Raw genomic sequence first — 20,102 nt, forward strand, 5'->3', positions numbered from 1 at the left:
GGCAGGAATTAAACTACTGAGAGCGAAGATTATTTATTCACAATAGAAGAAGTACCACCAAATTTGACGAAGAACCAGATTTCTTCATTTCATTTCTCATATTCTCATTGTTTTTCGATAAACGAAAGATAATCAAATAGATATCTTATGAGAAACACTTTTTCAAAACGGTATTTCTCATAAGTTCTCCCATGTTTTGGCTCAAAAGCTACCTTATTCTCATCGTATTTCAGGGTATTTCTCATAGTCAAAAGCCATTCTTTCTTCCTTTTTTCTTTCAGCCTGCCTTATTTTTATCAGGAAATGAAGCTACTATTTAGATAAAATAGTGGCTTTTTGCTTGGAGATGCTCGTTGTTCTCGATTGTCCCATATATTGTGGGAAAGTATTCTCGTATATTGAAGGAAAACTTTCCCAAAAAATAAGGGAATACTTTCCCAAGCCTTAGGGAATCTTTTCCCACAATATGTGGGACTAAGACACTGTGTATGGAAGCAAGCAAAAGGAATACATAGTTCTATTTATTCAATGTCAGCTTCCGGCACGCTACACTATGAGAAATGAAGCAAAATCCGGGTTATTTTGCGAAGAAACTATGAGAAATGCCTGTTTTAAAATCATTTCTCATAGTCTATCTTATTAGTTTACTGCCACTTGTGCCTTATTTATGAGAATATGAGAAATGAAAATGAAAAATCTTTTTCTGTAGAGGGGCGGATGGAAATTGTGTTTAGTTTATCTCCATACCTTCTTAAACAAATTTTTAATGCGGTTCCCCTGATTAAGCCTTTGATTATTTGCCGTTTCCGATAAAAATGTTATCTTTGGAGATAGATAATGTGCATCACATTAATTTCCTGTGCTCACAATGAATTAGAATCTAAATAACGGATTGTTTAATCTTCTAAAGTTTGCATGATGGAAAAGACAAAAATTGGCTTGAATGCCGGGAAAGTATGGCGCATCTTAAATGAAAAAGGTGAACTTTCAATGTTCGATTTGTGCCGTGAATTAAGTTTGACGTTTGAAGACGTAGCTCTTGCTATTGGTTGGCTGGCCCGAGAAGACAAAATCTTTTTGAGGAAAAGAGAAGGAATGCTTTTTGCCAGTATCGAAAATGTCGAATTTACTTTTGGCTAAGGTGGTAGCTAACCTATATTTAAGATGGATCTCCACTTTGTTATTTACACAGCTAAAAAAATAATGAAGTGGATCAGTAGGATTTTTTATGCCCATTTTTATTATTCCCCCTATATTCCCGTTTGATAAGAACTTTCTTTTTTTGAAGCATTTAATCTATTTTTCGTACCTTTGCACCCCATAAACTACTAAACACATAAATTCATGAGTGCATTGAAAGGGCATCCGAAAGGCCTTTATCTGATTTTCGCGACAAGCACGGCAGAACGTTTCAGTTACTACGGTATGCGTGCGATCTTTATTCTTTTCCTGACGCAGGCATTATTGTTTGACAAAGAAGCGGCAGCATCCATTTACGGTAGCTATACCGGGTTAGTCTATTTAACTCCTTTGATTGGCGGATACATTGCCGATAAATATTGGGGAATCCGTCGCTCTGTGTTTTGGGGAGCAATGATGATGGCAGTCGGACAATTCCTGATGTTTATGAGTGCCTCTACTTTAGATAATACGGAACTTGCTCACTGGATGATGTATGGCGGACTCGGATTCCTGATCTTGGGAAATGGTTGTTTCAAACCTACCGTTTCTTCTCTTGTAGGTCAACTCTACGAACCGGGAGACAGACGGCTGGATGCTGCATATACCATCTTCTATATGGGAGTGAATGTAGGTTCTTTTGCCGCCCCTTTGATTTGTGGTTATCTGGGCGATACCGGTGACCCGCACGATTTTAAATGGGGATTTCTTGCAGCCGGAATCATGACACTGTTCACTGTTGTACTTTTTGAAACTCAAAAGAATAAATATCTTTTCTCTCCTTCCGGAGAGCCAATCGGTATTATCCCCGATGCCAAACGTGAAAAGAAAGAGGATAAAGCCGAGCATATCTCACACCCGAAGATGGATAAGCGTACCAAGTTGCGTAATACCCTTGTAATCACTATTCTTACAGTTGCTTTAATAGCCTTCTTTAATTACGCTTTTGAGGGTGACTGGGTGAGCATCGGTATTTTTACCGCCTGCATTGTTTTCCCTGTTCTCATCCTATTGGATGGTTCATTAACCAAGATCGAACGTAGTCGTATTTTCGTTATCTATATAGTAGCTTTCTTTGTCATTTTCTTCTGGGCGGCTTACGAACAGGCAGGAGCCTCTTTAACTCTCTTTGCCTCCGAACAAACCAATCGTGATATTTTAGGTTGGGAAATGCCGGCTTCGTGGTTTCAATCCTTCAATCCTCTGTTTGTTGTTGTCCTGGCATATATAATGCCGGGTGTGTGGAGCTTCCTCAACAAACGAAAGATGGAACCTGCTTCTCCTACCAAACAAGCGATTGGCTTGTTACTTCTTTCTTTAGGTTATCTTTTCATCTGTTTCGGAGTGAAAGATGCTATCCCCGGAGTGAAGGTAAGTATGATTTGGCTATCAGGACTTTATTTTATTCATACAATGGGTGAAATAGCCTTGTCACCTATCGGACTTTCAATGGTAAATAAGTTGAGTCCGCTACGTTTCGCCTCTTTGATGATGGGAATCTGGTATCTGTCTACTGCCACAGCCAATAAATTTGCAGGCATGTTGAGTGGACTTTATCCGGAAGCCGGAAAAGTGAAATCAATCTTTGGTTATCAGATTGCTACCATGTACGATTTCTTTATGGTATTCGTTGTCATGTCCGGTGTTGCTTCATTGATTCTGTTCCTTCTCTCGAAGAAATTACAGAAGATGATGCACGGGGTAGAATAAAAAATCGTATTTTTGCAAGGTTATTTTTTAAATTACCGGTTATGGATACCATTCAGATAAAAGACAAACAGTTCACTGTTTCTATTAAGGAACAGGATATTCAGAAAGAAGTGATTCGCGTAGCGAACGAAATCAACCGCGACTTGGCAGGTAAGAATCCGCTCTTCCTTAGTGTGTTGAACGGTTCATTTATGTTTACTGCCGACTTGTTGAAGCACATCACCATCCCTTGCGAGATTTCGTTTGTGAAACTGGCTTCTTATCAGGGAGTGACTTCCTCGGGAGTGATTAAGGAAGTGATCGGACTGAATGAAGACATTGCCGGACGTACAGTAGTTATTGTAGAAGATATTGTGGATACCGGGCTAACCATGCAACGCCTGTTGGATACATTGGGTACACGCAACCCTGAAGCAATCCATATTGCTTCTCTGCTAGTGAAGCCTGAAAAACTCAAGGTCAATCTGAACATCGAATACGTAGCAATGGAAATCCCGAACGACTTTATCGTAGGTTACGGACTGGATTATGATGGTTTCGGACGCAACTATCCCGATATTTATACAGTAGTAGATTAAACAGTTAATATTAAATAGGTACCAGTTTAAATGGTAAATAGTAAATCGTTAAATTGTAAATAACAAAATGTTGAACATCGTAATTTTCGGTGCTCCGGGTTCAGGAAAAGGAACACAGAGCGAACGTATTGTAGAAAAGTATGGAATCAATCACATCTCAACAGGAGATGTATTGCGTGCTGAAATCAAGAATGGCACAGAATTGGGTAAAACTGCTAAAGGTTACATCGACCAAGGTCAATTGATTCCTGATGAATTAATGATTGATATTCTGGCAAGCGTATTCGACAGCTTCAAAGATAGCAAAGGTGTAATTTTCGACGGTTTCCCAAGAACAATTGCACAAGCTGAAGCATTAAAGAAAATGTTGGCAGAAAGAGGACAGGATGTTTCTGTAATGGTTGACCTGGATGTTCCGGAAGAAGAACTGATGGTACGTCTGATTAAACGTGGTAAGGATTCCGGTCGTGCTGATGATAACGAAGAGACAATCAAAAAACGTCTGCACGTATATCATTCACAGACTGCCCCACTGATCGACTGGTACAAGAACGAAAAGAAATACCAACACATCAACGGCTTGGGTACTATGGAAGGTATCTTTGCTGAAATCTGCGAAGCAGTAGATAAATTGTAATTTAGTAATCTTACTAATTATCAATACACTATTATAAATGAATAAGTCAGTCAGTAGCCGGAGTATTCTACTTAATTACTCTAACTACTGACTACTTTAACTACTTAAAAAGAATATGGCTGAATCGAATTTTGTTGATTACGTAAAGATATACTGTCGCTCGGGTAAGGGCGGAAGAGGCTCTACGCACATGAGGCGCGAGAAATATTGTCCTAACGGAGGTCCCGATGGGGGCGATGGTGGAAGAGGAGGTCATATCATCTTGCGCGGTAACCGTAATTACTGGACATTGCTGCACTTGAAATATGACCGTCACGCAATGGCCGGTCATGGTGAATCGGGGAGCAAAGGACGTAGTTTCGGAAAAGACGGTGCGGATAAAGTAATAGAAGTGCCCTGTGGAACGGTCGTTTATAATGCCGAGACAGGCGAATATCTTTGTGACGTAACAGAAGACGGACAGGAAGTGGTTTTGCTCAAAGGCGGTCGCGGTGGTCAGGGTAACTGGCATTTCAAGACGGCAACCCGTCAGGCTCCGCGTTTTGCGCAGCCGGGAGAACCGATGCAGGAAATGACCGTTATCATGGAGCTGAAACTACTTGCCGATGTCGGTCTGGTAGGTTTCCCGAATGCGGGTAAGTCAACTTTGCTTTCTTCCATTTCGGCTGCTAAACCGAAAATCGCCGATTATCCCTTTACTACGCTCGAACCCAATCTGGGTATCGTTTCCTATCATGGTGGAAAGTCTTTCGTGATGGCAGATATACCCGGTATTATCGAGGGAGCCAGTCAGGGTAAAGGCTTGGGACTGCGTTTCCTGCGTCATATCGAGCGCAATTCATTACTGCTGTTTATGGTTCCGGCAGACAGTGACGACATTCGTAAGGAATACGAAGTCTTGCTGAACGAACTGCGTACTTTCAATCCTGAAATGTTGGACAAGCAACGTGTGTTGGCTGTCACCAAGAGCGATATGCTCGATCAGGAATTGATGGACGAAATAGAACCTACATTGCCGGAAGGCATTCCCCACGTATTCATATCTTCTGTTTCCGGTTTGGGTATCTCGGTGTTGAAAGACATTCTTTGGGAAGAACTGAATAAGGAAAGCAATAAGATAGAGGACATCGTTCACCGTCCGAAGGACGTAACCCGTCTGCAACAGGAGCTCAAAGACATGGGCGAAGATGAAGACATCGTTTATGAATATGATGACAATGTTGATGATGATGACGATGATATCGACTATGAATACGAGGAAGAAGATTGGGAAGAAAAATGATTTCACTTACAAAAAATAATGAGTTGAAGGGATATAAGTCACTGGATGTATATCCTGAGGTAGCTCATTTCGTAACAACGCGTCACGAAGGTATAAGCACCGGAGCTTACGGCTCTTTCAACTGTTCGCCTTATACCAACGACTCATGCATGAACGTCAATCGCAATCAGAGCTGGTTGTTTCAGTGCATGAATCATCAGATAAAGGAGTTGTTTATTCCTGAACAGAGCCATGGTTGTGCCAGTCTGATTATCAATGAATCATTTTTTAAAGAGTCATTAGAAATGAGACGGCTACTTTTGCGAGGAATGGATGCCTTGATAACTAATGTGCCGGGGTATTGCGTTTGCGTCACGACGGCGGATTGTGTTCCTGTATTGCTGTACGACAAAAAACAACACGTTGTGGCTGCCGTTCATGCCGGATGGAAAGGAACTGTGAAGCATATTGTCAGTCATGTGATGGATCACTTGAATCAGAAATTCGGGACGCAAGGCGAAGATGTGGTAGCTTGCATCGGGCCGAGCATTTCGCTCGAATCATTTGAAGTAGGTGATGAGGTGTATGATGCTTTTAAAGAAAGCGGTTTCGATATGTCTCTTATTTCTATGAAGAAGAAGGAGACGGGCAAATATCATATTGATTTGTGGGAAGCCAACCGGATTGAATTACTGAATGCCGGAGTGCCTGCAGAACAGATAGAAGTAGCTGGCATCTGTACCTATATTCATCATGATGAATTCTTCTCCGCACGTAGACTGGGAATAGATTCCGGTCGTATCTTGTCGGGAATAATGATTAGAAAGTAATAATTGGTGTCCGTAATTGCAGGACGCTGATGATTGGTTTATGATAAGTTATGTTTGAAATAAAAGTATCTAAAGAAATAAAAGACGCATGCCCGGTTTTCGCCGGAGCCGCCGTGTATGCTGCAGTGAAGAATACTGCTTACAGCGAAGGTCTTTGGCAGGAAATCAACGCTTTTACCGGACAACTGACTTCCACAACACGGATGGAAGACATCAAACATCAACCCGTTATCTTTGCTACCCGTGAGGCTTATAAGCGTTGTGGCAAAGACCCCGGACGTTATCGCCCGTCAGCCGAAGCTCTACGCCGCCGCCTGATGCGTGGAATCCCTTTATATCAGATTGATACGTTGGTAGACCTTATCAACCTTGTGTCTCTTCGTACAGGACATTCGATCGGTGGTTTTGACGCGGACAAAATACAAGGTACGCACCTTGAACTCGGTATCGGCAAAGCTGGAGAACCGTTTGAAGGTATCGGACGCGGTGTGTTGAATATTGAAGGATTACCCGTATATCGCGATTCATTCGGAGGAATCGGAACACCGACAAGCGATCACGAACGTACGAAGATGGATCTCGGAACTACTCATATCCTGGCGATAGTCAACGGTTATAATGGGAAAGATGGTTTGCAAGAAGCTGTTGAAATGATACAAACCTTATTAAGAAACTATACAGAATCGGATGGAGGCGAAATCGTATTCTTCGAATAATTAGAATGAGTGCTCTAAGAAAAAAGACATGAAAAACATACTTATCTTACTGACAGTTTTATTATTGCCACTGACTGCCGACGGGCAGGATAAACCTTCCTTCTCTGCCCGCGAAATGGCTGATGTACGGGTAACTACTCCCGGGTTATTTGCTAAAAGCAATCATATCTATCTGCATTTGGATTCTCTGAAAGACCACGAATATGCATTCCCATTACCCGGAGGAAAAGTAATCTCTGCCTATGGAACTCGTGGAGGACATTCGGGAACAGATATTAAGACCTGTGCAAAAGATACGATTCGTGCTGCTTTTGATGGAGTAGTGCGTATGTCGAAACCCTATTATGCCTATGGAAATATCGTTGTAATCCGCCACGCTAACGGATTGGAAACGCTTTATAGCCACAATTTCAAGAATTTGGTTAAAGCTGGTGATGTCGTAAAAGCCGGACAAGCTATCGGGCTGACAGGACGTACCGGTCGTGCCACTACCGAACATGTACACTTCGAAACCCGTATTAACGGGCAACATTTTAATCCGAATCTCATTTTTGATTTAAAAGAGAGGACATTGCGGAAAGAACGTATCAAGTGTACCAAGAACGGGAGTAAAATCGTTGTGAAGACGCATACTCCTGATAGCCGGATTGCCCAGAGTAAGAAGTAACTTATTGCACAAACCGTATGCAGACCGGCTTGTCTACTTTAATATCCTGCTGTACATCTGTTAATAGTCCTGTATCTGCATCTCTTTCATAGACTTGTATCACATTGCTGTCTCTGCAAGCAACCAATAAGTATTTGCCATTAGGTGTAATGATGAAATTGCGTGGATGAATTCCTGTCAGTTGGTAGCCTGCTTTTGACAACATTCCGTTATCCGGGTGGATATTGAATATAGCAATACCGTCTGCTTTCAAACGATTGCTGGCATACAGGAATTTTCCATCCGGGCTGATATGAATGTCAGCACTTCCTTGTGCGTTTACCGTGTCGGCAGCGATTGTTTGCATCTCTTTTAAATCTCCGTCTTTGTATTCAAAGGCGATTACTGTGCCCGATAACTCATTAATCAGATAAGCATAATGGCCGTTTGGCGAGAAAGTCAGATGACGGGGACCCGAACCGGCTTTCACTTTAAAGGCAGCAGGCGATCCTTCTTTCAGAAATGCTTCTTTATTCTCTGTATTTGCAGTGGGGTTAATGATAAACTTATGTATTTGGTCTGTACCCAAGTCATCGGCAAACAAGTATTTACCATCTGGAGTGATACGGACACAATGCAGATGCGGTTTCTCTTGTCTTTCCTTGTCTACTCCCGCGCCTTTGAATTGTATAATATCGGAAGTGGGTAGGAGTGAACCATCTTTTGCGATAGGGAATACAGAAATGCTGCCACCACTGTAGTTGGCAGTTATCACATTATTTTCACTGGCAATGATATAGCAAGGATCTTCACCTCCCGTTTGCTGTGAATTTAATAATTCCAAAGTACCTTTTTCTTTATTGAAAGCAAATGCATTGGCAGCAGCTTGTTCATTATTGAATTCACTGACTGCATAGACGAATTTTCCGTCGGCAGACGGAACAAGATAAGAAGGATTTTCAATTTCCGTTTCACTTAACGGAGTAGCAGTCCCGTCTTTTTCGTTGAAGCGGTAGCTATATATCCCTTTACTGGTTCCTGATGTGTAAGTACCCACCAACATGGTTAGTTCGTTTTTCGTTGTATCGGTTGTTTCCATAGGAGTCTTTTTTTTAGAAGTACAGCCACTGATACTGATTCCGAATATGCAAACAGCGGCAAATGCTTTGAATATAGATGTTTTAGATAGATATGTCTTAATCATAAGTAGCTTATTATTGGTTGATTTTTCATGATGCTTTTTCACCTTAAATATAAAATAGCTCCGTAAAGATAATGCTTTGATATAATATTTGCTAACGTCTTCTCGTAAATTAGAAAACATTTCCTATCTTTGTGCCCTTGGAAAGCGTTCTAAACAATCGCTATTCTGTACGAATAAAAATTTGGGGTTGACTGGATTTGACAGCGGGCAGAAATGGTAGGTAAGCATGCAGTGGGTCGGTAATTTCCACTTAAATATCAGTTATCAAAATTTTATCTGGCGAAACTAATTACGCTCTTGCTGCTTAATCGAATCACAGTAGATTAGCTTAATCCAGGCACTAGGTGCCAGGACGAGACATCACTCGGAAGCTGTTGCTCCGAAGCATTCCGGTTCAGTGGTGCAGTTACATCGGGGATAGTCAAAGGCGGCCTCGCACTTTTGATGAAACTTTAGAGGATAAGGCAGGAATTGATGGCTTTGGTTCTGTTCCTGCACGAAAATTTAGGCAAAGATAAGCATGTAGAAAGCTTATGATTTCCTCGTTTGGACGAGGGTTCGATTCCCTCCAGCTCCACAACATTATAATGAAAAGAAGAATCCTGTAATCAATTGAATTACAGGATTCTTTGTTTGTAAATGATTGAATGAAAGAAAAATGCTTTATATGATAAGCAATGGAATGCTTTCTTAGGTCAACAAGAATATTTATTGCATGACATTGCGCTCTGAAAGGAACTGTCAGAGCAGGATATTTACTGCTATGTTGTCTATATACTCTCGTTGCTTATTCAGGAATTCAGCCTGAAGGAGTTCATTGGACTGCGATATGACGGTGCAATACTTCTTCAGAGAATCTATCCACAATTTGTGTCTGGCTGTGATTTCCTTATTCCTTGTATATATCGGGTAACCATAGTGATGCCAGAAAGCAGATTCACTACTGTCATCCCATGTCGCATAAGTAGTGGTACTATTGATGTATAACACTGATAGATAAATTTCAATTTGAGTTCCGGTGGTATTAATACCTTTATTTATAGTTGTTTCTATATCATCCAAATATTTGTGCAGCTCTACCTTGAGCGTATCCAATTCTATCTCGTTCAACAGTCCTCTCACATAGAAATATTGCATTTCCTTTATCAGATTAAGAAACAGGTTATTATCAACTATGAGAGACAGCTTTCTTATTTTAGTATTCAGGAAGCTCATTCTTTCGCAGCTTTCTTTAATCTCTTTGGGAATGACTACCTCCGAATATAGATAGTTCAGTGGTACATCTGTCATTTGATGCATCCATCGGTAATAGATAAATTTGAATAAATGTTCATAGTTTATAAACATGGTGTGCAGAAAATGATTTAGTGTGCAGGTGATTTCGGAATTCTCCGAGTCAATCAAGCGTTGCAGGTAGCTTTCATAGTAGCGAAAAAACTCCAGAAGATTTTTGCTTGGGTTTTGTCTGATTGTACCTATATGATTGAATGCAGCGGCATCACTTTTATCATTACTGATAATCTCATCCAGTGAAAAGTTTAACACCAGCGATAGTTTATAGATCTCTTCCATAGAGAACGGCTTTTCACCTCTCAGTCTCCTGTAAGCGGATTCTTTGCCAATGTCTAAGACATCCATAAGCAAAGTGACCGGTTTTAAGTTTTCCGGCATGATATCCAGAATCTTTGTCAAAACAATTTTATTTAAATTCATAGTCATGAGTCAATGTATTATTAAATATTGTAAATATGAAAATTAAGCATCTAAATATAAAACGACAGCAATAATGTTTAGTTCGATAATTTGAACAATAATTTCCCGTTTTTTCAAAAAGTGAAATAGATTCTTTTCGCTTGTTTATTATAATCCCAGTTATTGTGTCATTTATCAGTGTATGTTTTATGTTTCCGTAAACAAAGTCCATTAAACGTCTCAAATACTATCATACAGTTCGAATGTAACAGTTTTCTTTGTAATACGAACATTTTAGACTAATTATATGAAGCTCCAGAAATCAAATATTAGAGGGAGAATTATGAATATAGCCAAATGGCGATATAAATTAGAAATTTTTAAAGTAAAGAAGTTTCTATGTGTAATGATGCTTTTTGTTTTTGCTGCTAGGGTAGCTTATTCGGAAAATGTCGGACAAGAAACGAAAACAATAAACAATATGCCTGCATATCTTACTATTGGTACTAATCTACTATATTGGGCGGCACTTGCACCAAATGTAACTGCCGAGTATTATTTCCCGGACAGTCATTGGTCTATATCGGGCACCTTTACTATGCCTTGGTGGAAAAGGAAATCCAAACACCAGTATTATCAGATCAGGCAATACCTTGCGGAAGGCCGATATTGGCTGAACAGCAAGGCTGCCGGAAGGAAACATTTTCTGGGAGCCAATATCCATGGTGGTATCTATGATCTCGAAAATAAGAAAACGGGATATTATGGTGAGTTCATAGGAACGAGTCTCACCTATGGATACAGTCTTAACTTGAATGGGAAGATGTCATTGGAGTTCACTATTGGTGGAGGATATATATTCACGAATTATGATAAATATTTGCCTGTAGATAACCGCTATGTATACCAATCGACGCATAAGACGCACTATTGGGGAGTGACAAAAGCGGGTATCACTCTGATATGGAATATTCTGTATCAGAAAAGGTGAACTAATCTTTTATAATGAATAAGACTAGACGATATGAATATTGGTTTTATATGCTTGTTTTGACTGTTTTTATAAGTTGTAGAAAGGATTTATATTACGAGCATTTCAAGGAGGTAGACTTGCATCTGGAGATCACTTATTCCTTGGATTGGCACTTGCCATGTGATGAAAACTGGAATGAGAAATGGCCTGCCGAGTGGACGGTAGATTGGGATAGGATGCTGCCTCGGGTACCGGAAGGTGTCAGGCTCCATGTTTTCGACTACGGCGATAAGACTCCCATTTCAAGTCACAATTTCGAGCATCATGGCGGTCGTGTGGCAATCAATAGCGGACGTTATGATATGCTATTGTACAATAATGATACGGAAGGGATCATCTTTGAGAATATGCATGCGGTAAACGAAGCGGTTGCAACTACCCGTACCCGAACGCGTTCGGCATCCTATTCGAACAAGTATCCCGATGAGTTGACCGCTAATGTCCCGGATATGCTGTTTGCCGCATTTCTGTCCGAACAAGAATTAGTGAAAAATGAAGATGAAGAGACAACCTATGCGAGGATGAAGGTCGAACTGGCTCCTAGAACGTGGACCTACCTGATCAGATATGAATTCATTTCAGGCCGGGAGTATGTTTCCGAAGCCCGTGCCTACTTATCGGGGATGGCAGGGAAAGTTTCTTTGAAAGATGGACATACCGACAACGACAAAGTAGTCACCCTGTTGCTCGATTGCTATACCTGTGATTACGGCGTCGAAACCATTGCTCGTTCTTTCGGGCGATCGGAGACGGCCGCCACGCATAAACTTGTGCTGGAATTGAAACTGATGAGTGGTAAAGTTAAAATGGTGGAGTTTGATGTCACTGATCAAGTTAGCAGGCAACCCCAGGGAGGAGTCATTGTTGTCAATGGCATTGTGGTCACTCCTGAAGAAGGAGAAAGACCCGGCGGCTCCGGATTCGACGGGGATGTGAACGATTGGGAAGAAAATGTAGATGTGGATATTCCCATCTCATAAATATAAATAAGTAATTAATTTAATTATTGAATCCATTTAAAAAAGAAAGAATGATGAGAAAAACCAATTTGTTTGCTGTTTTAACAGCAGTTGTTGCATTGACGTTTACCGCATGCACCAATATCGAAGATGTGGCAATGCCAGAGCAGAAAGTGCTGGACTTTTCTGTTTTTGCCAACAAGAACACACGTGCAGCTGAAACGGGCAGCACGCTCAAGACTGATGGGAAAGCATTCGGAGTCTGGGGGTATTCTACTTTTGAAACCGTGGATACTGATGTATTCCTGAATCAGGAAGTGAAGTATAATGGAACTACAAGTGTATGGGAATATTCGCCTTTGAAATACTGGGATACGCGTTCGTCCTATGAGTTCTATGCTTATTATCCTTATAAAGCCAGTGGAGTGACTATCGATGATAATAAAAACATCACCGTTACAGATTTCACCGTAGAACCTTTAGTTGCCAATCACGTAGACTTGATGCTTGCAGACAAAGTGACACGATTGGCCAATGCTCCTGTCAATCAGGTTACTTTTAACTTTAATCATTTACTGTCGAATATCAATCTTTCCTTTAAGAAAGATGTTGGCATTGCTGAAACTAAGGTTACATTGAAGACAGTGAAGATTTACGGGATGAGTAAAAAAGGTACTTTTGTTCAGTCGCAGGTACCTGAATGGGCTATATCCGATACTGATTTTGTAGGAGCAAGCGATTCAAATCTGGAGAACCTGGCAAGTGACAATGTACTTGATGTTGCTACAGCAGTAACGTTTAACGATATGCTGTTCATTCCGCAGAATACGAACAGTGTGAAAGTGGATGTCACTTACAATCTTGGTGAATCAGGAGCTGAACAGCCGTTCACAAGGACGCTCGACCTTAGTTATGACACTTCGGACAGAACATACAATCCGGCTGCGTGGGGACAGAACCAGAAAATAACGTATAATTTCATTATCAGTGCCAATGCGATAGAATTCGGTGATCCTACAGTAGAAGATTGGACAACAACAATCCCGGATGTAGAAGTTCCTTCTATCAATTAATGATGAGAGAATATTAATCCCTGTCATTCTGTGCTTTCCGGGCGGTTCCTTCTCTGGCATGAATACACGGAAAAGAGAATTTTCGGTCACGCCCAGAATGACAGATACTCCGTTATATACTGATTAAGATGTATTATTTGAATAATAGAAAAGAAGAATGGATAGTATAATGAAAAAAACAGCTTTCATTATAGGTTTAATATCATTATTGACCGCCTGCAATAGTGGAAGTGATGACTGCTTTATGGAGCTTCCCGACACTCCTGCCGGAAAAGCTTCCATATCTTTTGACGGTGCCCGGACACGTGCATCCCTAAATACTATATCGAGTACCTTTGCTCTTTACGGAACCGCAACGGATGCCGGCAATACTTCGGTCGTTTTCAATAATCAGAAGATAGAGTATAATAACGAGAGTACCCTCTGGGTTTATTCCCCATTGAAATATTGGAATACACAAGCCGATCACAAGTTCGGAGCTTATGCTCCTTATAATTCCTCCCGGAATTTCTCATTCAATCCGGAAGGATTTCCGATGATAACAGGTTTCATGGTAAGTCAGAATGTTGACAATCAGGAATCTCTCTTGCTTTCGCATCCGGTTGACCGGGAGGTAAGAGCAGGTGGCTTGGATATGTCCCCGGTGGTATTTACATTCGACCCGGCGCTGACAAGAATTAATTTTAGAATAAAGAAAGAATCTTCCCTGACTGATGCGCTTCACTTAAACGTATTGCGTATGTATAACCTGAAATCATCCGGTAATTGTACCCATAACGGCAACCGGATCATTTGGGACACATCATCCGCCCCAACAAATACCTTTGGATACAGTACAGGATTTACAAACCCACAGGAAGTTTCATACGAAGGAATTATTGCCTGGGAAGATGGTGCTTTGATGGTACCTCAACAGATTTCCGGTATCACAGTATATTTGAGCTATACACGTCGGCACAATGACCTGACCTATTCGTATGATAAGGATAATATAATTCTGCCCGGAGCAGACTGGCAACCCGGTCAACAAATAACCTATGTATTGACACTTAAACCCGAAAATTATATTGAAATAGGTGAACCTATCGTGGAACCGTGGATTGACAGTCCATCAGGAGGTGGCACCATCATTGTAAATTAAACTATGGAGTATGAAAGAATCTATTATTTTAAAATATATATGGTTATTATCCGGTAACTTCATGATTGCCATATTGTTGGCGGCGTGTAACGGCAGTAATATAATCCCTGATAATCCGGATGAAGAAATAGAGATTATTCCCGAACGTTCCATCACTTTCAGTTTGGGGACGGCTACGCGTGCTCTGCCTGTCACTCAATTGCGTGGCGAGAGCTTTGGTGTGAAGGCTTATATACTGGATAACCTATGGGCTGCAGCAGGATATAATGCAAAGCCGGACACTGATTGGAATAATGTGAGGATTGACTGTAGTGATTCGGGAGTCTGTACGTATGCCCCTATCCAGTCATGGCTGGATAACAAATACTACACATTTTTCGGTTATTATCCGTATAATACCCCCGGTGTAACTGTTTCCGATGCAAATCACGAATCGACACCTTACATAGAGTATCGTCTGTCGGCCAATGACCCGACGCAACATCAGGATGTCATGGTTGCGTCAACATTCGACTGTACGGCATTGAATACCGGTCAGGTCAGGATGCAATTTTCGCATATACTTTTCTGCATCAATATCGCAGTGAATAATTATCGTGATGAGGCCATCCGGTTGAATAATGTGATATGTCGGTTTACATCCCCTTTATACAGCACATATAGGATAAAGATGGATAAAAGCGAACCGGATACCGGCGGAACCATCACCAATGCGTCTTACCTGATGGCAAGCAGCGTGAATGTATCCAATACATCGGCAACAGGGGCGATAAATATCACGGATGCCGATCGGTTCTTAATGCTGATTCCGCAGCGAGGTTTGCAGGGGACTATTTCTTTCGATGTCACTCAGGGCGGACAAACGACTACGAAAGTGGTTGAATTCAACGACCCCGACACGGAGTATCGCGCAGGATATAGGTATACATTCACGCTCTATTTCGTAGGAGATGCCATTCATCTCAGAATCATTCGAAATAATGAGTGGAATGATAATAATAGTGAAATAGAATTTGATTAAGGAAGGTTTGATTTAATGATAAGGATAATTAGCTATACACACTTGTTGATACTCGTTTTGTCGGTTGGTGTACTGTTTGGATGCAATAGCGACATTGTGGAACAGAAGAGACAGGCCGAAAGCCGGTATATACGTATAAACGGGTATCCCAAAGGATTCTCTGAAGTGGAAGTTTCGACTCGTTCGGGAAAGAATGAGTTCGAGACTAAACTCTCTACCTTATATATGCTCATCTTTGATGCCAACGGGCAGTTGGTAGATGTTCCGCAATTTATAGCCAGTGGTGTGCCTGATTTCTTGATAGATACACATAGTCCGTCTTTTGTCAATCACGATCAGCAGGCGCTTCGACAGTGTGATATTTTTTTGGTGGGTAATTTGAATAATGGAGATCTTGCCGGTATACGGAGTCTTACGGAACTCTATAATTTCGAAGTCGAAGCGACAACGATTCATCCGGATGCCGATCCTTCATTTAAGGGATTGGTTATGATTGGACAAACACAGGAAAAGGTCGACTTGAGCTTGGCGCGTCCTTCCACGAGTAATAATATTCAGGATATATTCATGGTGAGCATCTATGCTAAAGTCGTTGTGAATTTGCAAATACGTCCGGAGGAACATTTGCCCGGAAACGACCAGAGCTTTCGGATGATTAGCTGGGAGGTCGTGAACGCTCCGCGCTATGCAACTCTCGGTGCGCCCGATGCTACCGATGAAACCGCACCTTCGCATGGTGATAAGATACCTTCCAGCCCTTCGGGATTATACTCCGGTTCCAATCCGGTGGGAGTCTCCCAATCCCTGTCCTATACCTTTTATATGTTGGAGCACAAGCGCAATAAGTTGAACACCGTGAATTATCCGGAAGGTATCGACGAAATGTCCAAACAGCGTTTCAAACCAAAGTTTGTGAACGAAGATACGGATGCTGCCTATATGATTATTAACGGAATATATGTCGATCATCAGCTTGTCACGCACGAGACCACTTACAAGCTGTATCTCGGCGCCAACGCCGTGGATGATTTCTATATTCTGCGTGATAATCAGTATAACAATAATATAACAATCAAAGGAGTGACCAGTAACAGTGGCTATGATGAATCGACTGTTTCGTTTGATGCCCGCGTCACAGTAAATTCCGGCCCGGTAGTTGTTTCGGTCAAGCGGGATACACAACTTGATTGCCATTATGAAGTTCGTCCGCTGGATATTTATATAACTCCCGGTTATACGGTGAATGTTGCAGTAGATCCTGCGGCACAGAACTGGATAGGCTTGGATAGGGAAACAATAGCTGATGGTAAGGTTGTCAAACGGGATTATTTCACTACAAACCTGATTTCAACCTTGCCTAAAAGTTATGGACCTTTCACTTCCGATTTTCGGGTATGGGCCTATTTTGATGAGAATACTTCTACGTCGGATAGAATAGGTAAAATCATATTCACCTACATTGAGACAGCAACGGGTGACCAGACTGTGCTTACCTATACTTTCTTGCAGAAAGGTCTGTTTGAGGTGGCTTACAATGGACATACTTATTACATCGAATTTCATGAAGAGTATCTCCATAACTTCGACCCCAACGATCCTTTCAATAATAAGACGGACGGAATGTTTTGGGGCCTCGATGGCATGCAACTTTCTCACCGGAGAGATGCTTTCAAGTATGATGGTATCTTATCTAACTCTATTACCAATAATATAAAAAGTTTATTGAGAGAACTTGATCCACAATTTTATCTTTATGACTTTTATACACCTCGTGATGAAGCGACAGTGGGAACCAATGGAGTTACAATAAACGAGCGTGCCGGACATGCATTTACAAGTGACATTGTTGCTACGGCAGGTATCGGACCTTTAAAGCTGAATGAAACAGCAGGAAGTGCCGTTGAATATTGTTATAACAAGAACAAGCGTAATGCTGCAGGGATAGTATCCGAAATAAAATGGTATCTTCCCGCCATAGACGAAATAGAAGATATCGTTATGGGGGCTTATGGTACTTTTACAGATTTTCAGAATAAGTATTACTGGTCGTCTCAACCTGCTTATGATTACTATACCTATCACTATAGAGGGCTTGGAGGACTCAACTCGGGAGATGGTAACTTTTTCAATGACAATTTATATAGTGCCAGAGCTACCAAGATAGATTATCAGAGTTCTGTATACAATACTGTAAAAAGCGGTATGAGTGATTATTTGATAAAATTCAATTTCAGAAGACCATCGATATTTGAGGCAGTTACTTGGGGAAATCCTCGTGAGGAGATTAATCCGGTCACTCCTGTCGATGATCCGGGTAAACAATTAAGAACGAATATAAATCGTATACGCTGTGTGTATAGGGCAAACTAGTTATTGCGTCTATATACTTCTATAATCGGAGCTATAATTGGGAATCACCAGCTAGTTGGCTTTTGGACGAAATATAAGAAGTAGTTTGGTATATCAACCATTTCTAAATAATTAGTATATATAAAAAGAACACTCATTGCTGCTTTTGCAACATTGAGTGTTCTTTACTATTATGGAGCTATCAATGGAGTTTTATTACCTCTCGCGAACCGTTTATTTTTATATCTGTATCAGGCAATAATCTTTTGATACGCTCTATTCCCTCTTTGGTTATCTTTCCATATAAACTCAACGATCCGATTTTAATCTTTGATATTTCATCAGGTATATCAATTGTGTCGATAAATTGGATATCCAGTCTTTTTATTTCTTTGAGTTCTAACAGTACAGCCGGAAATTCTTTTACTCTGATATTAATGCCGCTTCCCCAGCCATCCTTTTGAGCATCAGCACTTAATTTACTTTTTAATCCATCCTTATTAACATCTTTCTTTCTGATCATCCAACCAATTTGCGGTCGTAGAGCAAAAGTCTTGCTATTTTGCTCTAATCCGATGAAACCTGCCCAAAATTCTAATGGAGTTTCTTTGACGCCATCGGTATATACTTCCTGATACTTTACATCTACCTTCACTATCTCATCAGGAAGACAATTTCTGCCTTCAAGCTGTTTCAGATTATTTCTTTTTCCTTCCTTATCATAAGGGAAAAACTTCACGATCCATCCATCAATGATATTGGGTGCTCCATACTTTTTCTGTGAATGATATTTAAACATATTGCGCCAAAAGTCCTTATTAACTTCTCCTTTGGATGCTTTGACAAATTCTTCCAAAAGAGGTTCCAGTTCTGAAATCCACCAATCGAGTTTATATTCTTTCAAGCCTCTGGCTTTGTGCAGCAGTTTTTCCCAGTCCTCCGGTGTTCCTTCGAGAGTTATTTTAGGTATTCCACAGACAATGCGTATGATTATAAACTCAAAGTAAGGTTTCACAGCTTCCATGATTGTGATTTCGGAAGCAACTTTCTCTAAGGAGGTGGTCGTTGAAAAATTGCAAGTGAGCAGTTCAGTCAGATGATTGCCTGCGTATTGGGATATTTGTTTTGTAAATTGCGGAAAGATTTCCTCCCATGAAAGAGTAGGGTCTTCCAGCTTTTTATCTTCTCTCACAATTAAGGATAGTTTGCCGGAGAAATCAACAAGATCATTTCTCATAGATTCCTGATTGGCATTGATATGGCGTGCAAATCCTTGGCTGATTAATAACCAAATCATGTCCGGGGACAATACGAATGGCCTGTGATCCGCATAAGCCTGATACATACCGTTGAAAAAAGAATTAGGGCCAAAAGAAACGAGACTGTCGGGAGATTCGCTCTTTGCAATGATATGATAAGGAACCTTGATATTCTTCTCTTTTATCTCATAAGGCTCTATGTCCATATCCGATAATATAAGACTCTCATAAATTTCATTCGGGGAGTGTAGATTAAGTAATTCTTCAGGCTTTGAAAGCTTTTCGACCTTAAAAGTGATTCCATTTTGAGCGAATATCGGAACACTGAAAAGTATTAATAAGTAAAATAGTGCGTTTCTCATAATCTTAAAGAGTTGTAGGATAGTGTAAACTTATCAGGTACATCTATGCTTTGAATAGACGATATGCAAATATAATATTATAAGAGCTAGATTTGACAGGATATTGAATGTTTTTTGATTTATCTCTATAAAAATCATAAGCGCATTATTTCTTAAACCGATAAACAGGAATTATTCGGGAATTTGTAGTAAGTTTGCATACTGAAGTTACGAAAAGAGTGTAATTTATTGGAAATGAGCGTAGGTTAATTGCTCATGATAGTAATAGGTTACGAATTAGTTAGTTATCTACTGCATTATCCTTCTGCGCGTTGCGTAACCTTCAAAGAACTCTTCGTATGCAAAAATAGAAATTAAACGGGAGATTTAGAAATAACAATACTTCGGTAAATTTTTACCGAAAAATTAAAAGTTAAACAATAAAACCGGCAAAAGTCGGTTCGGAAACACTA

At 40.6% G+C, this 20,102-nt stretch carries 17 protein-coding genes and 1 other RNA gene; 15 read left to right on the forward strand and 3 right to left on the reverse strand.

Translation table 11 applies throughout. The features are described 5' to 3' along the window. Positions 1-915: 915 nt before the first annotated feature. The 8 genes from AB5217_RS24110 (at position 916) to AB5217_RS24145 (ending at position 7,578) form a co-directional block, all read left to right on the forward strand. Entirely contained in the window at positions 916-1,140 is a 225-nt protein-coding gene (locus AB5217_RS24110) for a winged helix-turn-helix domain-containing protein (protein WP_004301899.1), read from the forward strand. A gap of 204 nt (positions 1,141-1,344) precedes the next feature. Further along, positions 1,345-2,889, forward strand: coding sequence for a peptide MFS transporter (locus AB5217_RS24115; RefSeq protein ID WP_032843185.1), 1,545 nt, complete (start codon positions 1,345-1,347; stop codon positions 2,887-2,889). Between the two features lie 41 nt (positions 2,890-2,930). Beyond that, positions 2,931-3,467: a hypoxanthine phosphoribosyltransferase gene (hpt, locus tag AB5217_RS24120; protein ID WP_004304676.1), complete on the forward strand. Its 537-nt coding sequence runs from the start codon at positions 2,931-2,933 to the stop codon at positions 3,465-3,467. 67 nt (positions 3,468-3,534) lie between these two features. After that, on the forward strand, positions 3,535-4,104 hold the full coding sequence (locus AB5217_RS24125; protein ID WP_004301902.1) for an adenylate kinase: 570 nt from the start codon (positions 3,535-3,537) through the stop codon (positions 4,102-4,104). A gap of 115 nt (positions 4,105-4,219) precedes the next feature. Further along, a complete protein-coding gene (gene obgE / locus AB5217_RS24130) occupies positions 4,220-5,386 on the forward strand; it encodes a GTPase ObgE (RefSeq protein WP_032843186.1) in 1,167 nt (388 codons plus the stop codon). Next, entirely contained in the window at positions 5,383-6,195 is an 813-nt protein-coding gene (gene pgeF, locus AB5217_RS24135) for a peptidoglycan editing factor PgeF (protein ID WP_004301904.1), read from the forward strand. The genes obgE and pgeF overlap by 4 nt, the downstream gene beginning before the upstream one ends. Before the next feature lie 50 nt (positions 6,196-6,245). Next, a complete protein-coding gene (locus AB5217_RS24140) occupies positions 6,246-6,911 on the forward strand; it encodes a B3/4 domain-containing protein (protein WP_032843187.1) in 666 nt (221 codons plus the stop codon). 28 nt (positions 6,912-6,939) lie between these two features. Then, a complete protein-coding gene (locus AB5217_RS24145) occupies positions 6,940-7,578 on the forward strand; it encodes a M23 family metallopeptidase (RefSeq protein WP_032843188.1) in 639 nt (212 codons plus the stop codon). 1 nt (position 7,579) lies between these two features. On the opposite strand, the gene AB5217_RS24150 is transcribed toward AB5217_RS24145, so the two are convergent. Continuing rightward, positions 7,580-8,761: a lactonase family protein gene (locus AB5217_RS24150; protein WP_004304686.1), complete on the reverse strand. Its 1,182-nt coding sequence runs from the start codon at positions 8,759-8,761 to the stop codon at positions 7,580-7,582. Between the two features lie 183 nt (positions 8,762-8,944). Between AB5217_RS24150 and ssrA the strand changes: the two genes are divergently transcribed. Next, positions 8,945-9,341, forward strand: a transfer-messenger RNA (tmRNA) gene (gene ssrA, locus AB5217_RS24155). 161 nt (positions 9,342-9,502) lie between these two features. Here ssrA and AB5217_RS24160 read toward each other — a convergent pair. After that, positions 9,503-10,480, reverse strand: a complete 978-nt coding sequence (locus tag AB5217_RS24160; protein WP_008775535.1) for a helix-turn-helix domain-containing protein — start codon at positions 10,478-10,480, stop codon at positions 9,503-9,505. Between the two features lie 316 nt (positions 10,481-10,796). Here AB5217_RS24160 and AB5217_RS24165 point away from each other — a divergent pair, with 316 nt between their 5' ends. From AB5217_RS24165 to AB5217_RS24190, 6 genes are all read left to right on the forward strand, one after another. Further along, entirely contained in the window at positions 10,797-11,444 is a 648-nt protein-coding gene (locus AB5217_RS24165; protein WP_050489475.1) for a DUF3575 domain-containing protein, read from the forward strand. 14 nt (positions 11,445-11,458) lie between these two features. Then, positions 11,459-12,466 carry a DUF5119 domain-containing protein gene (locus AB5217_RS24170; RefSeq protein ID WP_032843922.1) on the forward strand — a complete coding sequence of 336 codons (1,008 nt, stop codon included), beginning with the start codon at positions 11,459-11,461 and terminating at the stop codon, positions 12,464-12,466. Between the two features lie 50 nt (positions 12,467-12,516). Beyond that, complete coding sequence (locus AB5217_RS24175; protein ID WP_032843923.1) at positions 12,517-13,518, forward strand: fimbrillin family protein; 1,002 nt, start codon at positions 12,517-12,519, stop codon at positions 13,516-13,518. A gap of 157 nt (positions 13,519-13,675) precedes the next feature. Continuing rightward, complete coding sequence (locus tag AB5217_RS24180; protein WP_032843924.1) at positions 13,676-14,659, forward strand: fimbrillin family protein; 984 nt, start codon at positions 13,676-13,678, stop codon at positions 14,657-14,659. A 10-nt stretch (positions 14,660-14,669) separates the two neighbouring features. Then, a complete protein-coding gene (locus tag AB5217_RS24185) occupies positions 14,670-15,680 on the forward strand; it encodes a fimbrillin family protein (protein WP_032843925.1) in 1,011 nt (336 codons plus the stop codon). Between the two features lie 15 nt (positions 15,681-15,695). Beyond that, a complete protein-coding gene (locus AB5217_RS24190; RefSeq protein WP_032843926.1) occupies positions 15,696-18,050 on the forward strand; it encodes a DUF4906 domain-containing protein in 2,355 nt (784 codons plus the stop codon). 181 nt (positions 18,051-18,231) lie between these two features. Here AB5217_RS24190 and AB5217_RS24195 read toward each other — a convergent pair whose 3' ends face one another. Further along, entirely contained in the window at positions 18,232-19,650 is a 1,419-nt protein-coding gene (locus tag AB5217_RS24195) for a DUF4419 domain-containing protein (RefSeq protein ID WP_032843928.1), read from the reverse strand. Positions 19,651-20,102 lie beyond the last annotated feature (452 nt).

Origin of the sequence: Bacteroides sp. MSSM.1001136sp1_RTP21357st2_D2_RTP21359_211015 (genome assembly GCF_040913205.1) — a bacterium.
In the GTDB taxonomy this organism is placed as follows: domain Bacteria; phylum Bacteroidota; class Bacteroidia; order Bacteroidales; family Bacteroidaceae; genus Bacteroides; species Bacteroides ovatus.